Origin of the sequence: Salinivibrio sp. AR640 (assembly GCF_001995405.1) — a bacterium.
In the GTDB taxonomy this organism is placed as follows: Bacteria; Pseudomonadota; Gammaproteobacteria; order Enterobacterales; family Vibrionaceae; genus Salinivibrio; species Salinivibrio costicola.
Map to the genome: position 1 here is coordinate 58,279 of NZ_MUFD01000022.1, position 6,389 is coordinate 64,667.

7 protein-coding genes are annotated in these 6,389 nt (G+C 49.7%); 3 read left to right on the top strand and 4 right to left on the bottom strand.

The window, feature by feature from the left end; all coding sequences use genetic code 11:
* On the bottom strand, nucleotides 1-1,140 hold the full coding sequence (locus BZG75_RS11525) for a homogentisate 1,2-dioxygenase (RefSeq protein WP_077577080.1): 1,140 nt from the start codon (nucleotides 1,138-1,140) through the stop codon (nucleotides 1-3).
* A 247-nt stretch (nucleotides 1,141-1,387) separates the two neighbouring features.
* Here BZG75_RS11525 and BZG75_RS11530 point away from each other — a divergent pair, with 247 nt between their 5' ends.
* Entirely contained in the window at nucleotides 1,388-1,861 is a 474-nt protein-coding gene (locus tag BZG75_RS11530; protein WP_021024085.1) for a MarR family winged helix-turn-helix transcriptional regulator, read from the top strand.
* Here the strand turns inward: BZG75_RS11530 and BZG75_RS11535 are convergent.
* On the bottom strand, nucleotides 1,831-3,180 hold the full coding sequence (locus tag BZG75_RS11535) for an MATE family efflux transporter (RefSeq protein ID WP_077577082.1): 1,350 nt from the start codon (nucleotides 3,178-3,180) through the stop codon (nucleotides 1,831-1,833). The two genes, BZG75_RS11530 and BZG75_RS11535, sit on opposite strands and share 31 nt — an antisense overlap.
* A gap of 218 nt (nucleotides 3,181-3,398) precedes the next feature.
* On the opposite strand from BZG75_RS11535, the gene BZG75_RS11540 reads away from it, so the two are divergent.
* Nucleotides 3,399-3,689 carry a co-chaperone GroES gene (locus tag BZG75_RS11540; protein WP_021024083.1) on the top strand — a complete coding sequence of 97 codons (291 nt, stop codon included), beginning with the start codon at nucleotides 3,399-3,401 and terminating at the stop codon, nucleotides 3,687-3,689.
* Between the two features lie 43 nt (nucleotides 3,690-3,732).
* Nucleotides 3,733-5,379, top strand: coding sequence for a chaperonin GroEL (gene groL / locus BZG75_RS11545; RefSeq protein ID WP_021024082.1), 1,647 nt, complete (start codon nucleotides 3,733-3,735; stop codon nucleotides 5,377-5,379).
* Nucleotides 5,380-5,456: 77 nt separating this feature from the next.
* Here groL and BZG75_RS11550 read toward each other — a convergent pair whose 3' ends face one another.
* Both BZG75_RS11550 and BZG75_RS15460 read right to left on the bottom strand, forming a co-directional pair.
* Nucleotides 5,457-5,789, bottom strand: coding sequence for an SMR family transporter (locus BZG75_RS11550; protein ID WP_077461911.1), 333 nt, complete (start codon nucleotides 5,787-5,789; stop codon nucleotides 5,457-5,459).
* A 357-nt stretch (nucleotides 5,790-6,146) separates the two neighbouring features.
* Nucleotides 6,147-6,389: hypothetical protein (locus BZG75_RS15460; protein ID WP_206779526.1), on the bottom strand; the 243-nt coding region annotated here is incomplete at its 5' end.

Sequence of the window (6,389 nt, forward strand, 5' to 3'; positions counted from 1 at the left end):
CTATTCTGCGTCACTTGGCGTGCGCCAAGAGTAGACATAATCGGTCAGTTCGGTGGCTTTCGCCGCGTCGCCCATATCAAGTGGCATGCGGGTATCGATCATCACTGCCACTTCATCGGTCTCTTTTTTCTGATGCTTTTTGCCCGCGGCAAAGGCTTTTGGGTGAGGACCATGCGGGAAGCCACAAGGGTGTAAGGTCACCATGCCGGCATCAATGTTATCGCGGCTGAAAAAGTCACCTTGGTGATAGAAAAGCACTTCATCATAGTCATCGTTATTGTGGTAAAAAGGCACCTTGAGTGCGCCAGGATCCGACTCGATCGGGCGGGGGACAAAGGTACAAATCACAAAACCTTGCGCGACAAAGGTGGTGTGCGCGGATGGCGGCAAGTGATAACGATGGCTCATTAGTGGGCGGATATCTCGCCAGTTAAGCCGGAATACGGTGAGGTTGCCCTTCCAGCCTACGGCATCGAGTGGGTTATAAGGATAAGTGACACGGTTGAGCTGTTGGCGCGATTTGATCATCACCTGCCAGCTTTCGCTATCGGATTGCTGGGCTTTAAAGCTATCGTCAATACGTGCATGTTCTAGCACCGCGGGGTCAAACACCGCATGCTCGCCGACAATGCCTCGTTCGGCGCTCATGTAGGAGCCATGTGTCGCTTCAATCATCAGCAAAGTAGTGGCCTCATCCGGCACCAGTCGCCAGCTGGTGGCGCGAGGAATAATCAAGTAATCGCCTTTGCTGTAGCGCAAGTGGCCGTAATCGCAATACAGCGAGCCTTCGCCCTGATGGACGAATAAGCAATCGTCGCCATCGCTGTTGCGCACCAGATAAGACATGGCGGTATCGGTGCGCCATAAGCGAACCTGAACATTGGCATTGGATAACAGCACAGGCGCATCCATTGGCGACGTGCCTTGCGTTTCAACTCGGTTGGTGTCAAAAGCATGCGGTCGCAATGGGCCTTCCCACTCACTCCAGCCCGTCGGGGGATGGCGGTGATACATATGGCTGGCCGGGCCAAAAAAGCCTTCCTTGCCACATTCGCGCTCGTAGGTTCCTTCGGGAAAGTCGCAGTGGGCTTGACGTGAGGCGTTCCCTTCACGAATGGGGAATGAAAACCACTTTCGCATATCTCGCTCCTTGTGCTGGGCGGCCGTGGTCACCGGTACGGCCAAATAGTTTCAAAAGAAACAATCTATCCGTTTATACTAGCGAGCAGACAAGATAAAAAGCAACGTACTGTTAACAAATATTTTACCTTGTCTGTTCAGTATTTTTGCCGCCTAAAAACCGTAAGTGTAAACAAAGCACTACCTTTGCATCTTATCGACGCCTCTCGTAAAGTAAGGTATATGATTTCAATTGAAACTAACTGATATGACCGTTCCGCACCTAGCCCTTGACAGTTTTTTGCCCTACAAATTAGTTCACACCGCAGAGCTGGTTGCCGATAGTCTTGCGGCACGTTATGAAGCAGAGTTTGGATTGTCGCGTCCAGAATGGCGCGTGCTGGCCTCTTTGGGCGCACGTGATGGCGTGATGGCGAAAGACTTAGCCGCAGAAACGCGGTTGGATAAAGTGAAAGTGTCGCGCTTGCTTACCCGTTTAGAGCAGCATCAGTTGGTAGAGCGACGCGCGTGTCAAGGTGATCAGCGCGCCGCGTTAGTCCATTTGACCGACAAAGGCCGCACCCATTATCAGACCATTATTCCCAAGGTGTTGGAGTGGGAAAAAGCCATGCTTGAGGGACTCAGTGCGGCGCAGTATCAAGCCTTATATCAGGCATTAGATGCCTTGCAGCACCGAGTGTATCACTTGGATCAGACCGGCAGTGACGAAGCCAGTGTTTGACGGCGCAACACCACGGCATACAGGTACGCCATAATACCGGCCAGTAGATTGGCAACAGCGATTCCCGCAAACAGGCCATGGGTGCCGTTGACCATGCCGCCCAGCCACGCACAGGGCACTAAGAAAACAAACAAACGGACTAGGTTGCAGGCGAACGAATGCAGCGAACGCTTCATGGCATTCAGGCCGCCGACCAATAACATCAAGGTGCCTTGTAAGCCGTAACTGGCCGGGACCACCATCAAATAGTGGGCAATTTCTTGTTGAACCCGCACATCGTCACTGAACACATCCGCAATCAGATCGATAAAAGGCCACAGCGATAAGTACAAGGCAAACTGAAACAAGATGGCAAAGCGCATCGCACTGAACAGCGCCTGAAAGGCCCGCTGATGGTATTGGGCGCCAAAGTTTTGCGACATTAAGGGCGTAAGCGAAGACGTCATTGCCATCATCACTATCAATAAAATCGCTTCAATCCGTTGCGCGGCGCCATAGGCGGCAACGCTTTCTGTGCCTTGTGAGGCGAGCATCATCATTAATATGGCAGCTGCTGCAGGGTTGAGCGCATTGGTCATTCCAGCAGGCATGCCAATTTTAAGAATTTGACTCACATCGGTGCCGATCTGTTGCCATTGCGGCGCAATCAGTAGCTGCTCTCGTCGAGTGAGTACGATAAGTGCAGCGAGCATGGCTCCGGCCCAGCTCAAGGCACTGGCGATAGCGGCACCTTGCACGCCTAGTTCAGGGAAAGGGCCTAAACCAAAAATTAGCAAGGGGTCGAGAACGCCATTAATCAGCCCAGAGACCATCATGATTTTGGCTGGGGTTTTGGTATCACCTGTGGCACGAATGGCGGCATTACCTGCCATCGGTACCACCAATAAAGGAATCGTGAGGTACCATATCTGCATATATTCATGGATCAGTGGAAGTAAATCTTTACTGGCGCCTAATGCAGAAAAAACGGGAACAATGGTGGCAGCACCCAACCAGCCAACTAACATCACGAGCAACAAGGCCAATAATAATCCGTGGGTTGATACACGCGCCGCATCTTGGTGATCTCCTTGGCCGAGTAAACGTCCGACAAGTGCTGCAATGCCTACCCCTAACCCGAGCGTGATGGAGTTGACGGCAAAGGTGATAGGAAAGGTAAAACTCACCGCTGCCAACGCCTCTGTCCCTAGTTGCGAGATAAAAAAGGTATCGACCACGTTGAACATGATGATCGCAAACAAGCCGAATACCATTGGAATCGTCATTTTGCGCAAGGTTTGATTAATTGGAGCAGAAAGCAACCCGTGTTTATCGTTCATAGTCTCTGATCGCTGAGTTGGGACGGCTTACCCTAGCGGATCCGCATAAGTTGAGAAAGTTACGTGTCTAAAAAAACAAAAAAATTGCTGTAAAGCCCTTGGGAAAGAAAAAGTCCGTCCCCACATAGGGAGAGACATCAGGTACCGGACGCATGTACGGCCTGTGTGCATACTTACTTCATCAAACGGAACATCATTACTAATTCAGGAGACGACCGATGAACATTCGTCCACTACATGATCGCGTTATCGTTGAGCGCCAAGAAGCTGAGTCTAAATCAGCGGGCGGCATCGTGTTAACTGGTTCTGCTGCAGAAAAATCTACCCGCGGTAAAGTACTGGCGGTAGGTAAAGGCCGTATTCTTGAAAACGGCAGTGTGCAGCCGTTGGACGTTCAAGTGGGTGACACTGTTATCTTCTCTGAAGGCTTTGGTACCAAAACCGAAAAGATCGAGGGTCAAGAGGTTTTGATCTTGTCTGAAAGCGACATTATGGCAATCGTTGAGTAATTCATTTCACCTCCAATCAATAACGTAAGAAAGGAATAAAAACATGGCTGCTAAAGACGTTAAATTTAGTGACGACGCACGTGCGAAAATGCTCGAAGGTGTGAATGTTCTGGCGGATGCCGTTCGCGTCACACTGGGCCCTAAAGGCCGTAACGTAGTACTCGACAAATCATTCGGTGCACCAACCATCACTAAAGATGGTGTTTCTGTTGCGCGTGAAATTGAGCTGGAAGACAAATTCCAGAACATGGGCGCGCAAATGGTGAAAGAAGTCGCTTCACAAGCCAATGATGCGGCGGGTGACGGCACGACCACAGCGACCGTATTGGCGCAGTCTATTATTAGCGAAGGCCTAAAAGCAGTTGCTGCGGGCATGAACCCAATGGATCTCAAACGTGGTATCGACAAAGCTGTCGTTGCCGCGGTGGAAGAGCTGAAAAATCTGTCTGCACCTTGCACCAGCAACAATGCTATTGAGCAAGTGGGAACTATCTCGGCAAACTCTGACCACACCGTTGGTAAGCTTATCGCACAAGCAATGGACAAAGTGGGCCGTGACGGTGTGATCACTGTTGAAGAAGGGCAGTCACTGCAAGACGAACTGAGCGTTGTGGAAGGCATGCAGTTCGACCGTGGTTACTTGTCTCCGTACTTCATTAACAACCAAGAAGCCGGTAATGTTGAACTGGATAACCCATTTATCCTACTGATCGACAAAAAAGTCTCTAACATTCGCGAACTACTGCCAACCCTTGAAGCGGTTTCTAAAGCGTCTCGTCCGCTGCTGATCATTGCAGAAGATCTTGAAGGTGAAGCGCTGGCCACCTTGGTGGTAAACAATATGCGCGGCATTGTCAAAGTGGCAGCAGTGAAAGCACCTGGTTTTGGTGATCGTCGTAAGGCGATGCTACAAGACATCGCGACCCTGACTGCAGGTACTGTCGTGTCTGAAGAGATCGGTATGGATCTTGAGAAAGTGACACTAGAAGACCTTGGCCAAGCCAAGCGTGTCACCATTACTAAAGACAACACCACAATTGTTGATGGTATTGGTGAAGAAGCGGCGATCGAAGGTCGTGTTGCTCAAATTCGTCAACAAATCGAAGACGCGACGTCTGACTACGACAAAGAAAAACTGCAAGAACGCGTTGCCAAACTGGCTGGCGGTGTTGCGGTGATTAAAGTCGGTGCAGCGACCGAAGTTGAAATGAAAGAGAAGAAAGATCGCGTTGAAGACGCATTGCACGCAACCCGTGCTGCGGTTGAAGAAGGCGTGGTTGCCGGTGGTGGCGTTGCGCTTATTCGTGCTGCAAGCAAAGTCGGTGAGCTAAAAGGCGATAACGAAGAGCAAAATGTCGGTATCCGTGTGGCGCTACGTGCGATGGAATCACCACTGCGTCAAATCGCCACTAACGCAGGTGACGAAGATTCAGTGGTTGCGAACAACGTTAAAGCGGGTGAAAACCACTTTGGCTACAACGCATCAACTGGTGAATACGGTGACATGATTGAAATGGGTATCCTGGATCCAACCAAAGTGACGCGTAGTGCGCTTCAGTTTGCGGCATCCGTGGCTGGCCTGATGATCACCACCGAAGCTATGATTACTGATCTGCCACAAAAAGATGGCGGCGCTGATATGGGTGCTGCTGGAATGGGCGGTATGGGAGGAATGGGCGGCATGATGTAATCTGCCTCTCCTCCTTAAAGAAAAAACCCAGCTTCGGCTGGGTTTTTTCGTTCTCGGGCTGACGCCAATAACGCGACTCAGTGCGGAGACGCAGATGAAAAAATATTCATCACTGCTACACCCGAGACAATCAGTACCATGCCGATAATCGCCGCTGTATCGAGTTTTTGGTCAAAGACAAGCCAGCCAATTAAAGCAATCAATGTTACGCCAGCACCTGCCCAAATTGCATAAGCGATACCAACCGGTATAGCGCGTAGTGTCAGCGCGAGTAAATAGAAAGAAAAACTGTACCCCACTACGACTAACACCGAAGGGACGAGCTTTGAAAAGCCGTCGCTGTTTTTGAGTGACGCTGTTGCAATCACTTCTGCCACAATCGCAAACCCCAGAAAAAGCCAGTGCTTCATATCGATGACTCCCAAGTGAGAAACAGGCCGATATGCTACCAGCCCCTTTTCATGATGTATGCCTCATTTTTTCTAGAGAAAGGTGAAATTTTCGACTATGTTAATAAATCCAAACAAAAACAAGCCTTGCCTGAACGTTAAAATAGACAAAAAAAGCGACTTAGTATGTTTTTTGTGCGGGTGAGTTTTTTTTTGCAAAAAGGGGTTGCGGTAAAAACTGAGATCTCTATACTGCGCTTCCTGTCGACGGGGCAACGAGACGCAAGTCACGAAATGCAGACCACTAAGTCGACACGCTCTTTAACAATTTGACCTATGCAATCTGTGTGGGCACTCGTTGAGAATAGACAAAAAGATTTATTCGATGAACTGAGTGACCAATACGAAACAACGTTTACGTTGTTCGGCACAGTCAATTCGTTTGTCTCGCAAGAGACGAACAAAACAGTATTTATCGAGCCGTTTGTCTTTTCTTAGGAAAAGCAAACACCAAAACTTTAATTGAAGAGTTTGATCATGGCTCAGATTGAACGCTGGCGGCAGGCCTAACACATGCAAGTCGAGCGGAAACGGCAGTATTGAAGCTTCGGTGGATTTACT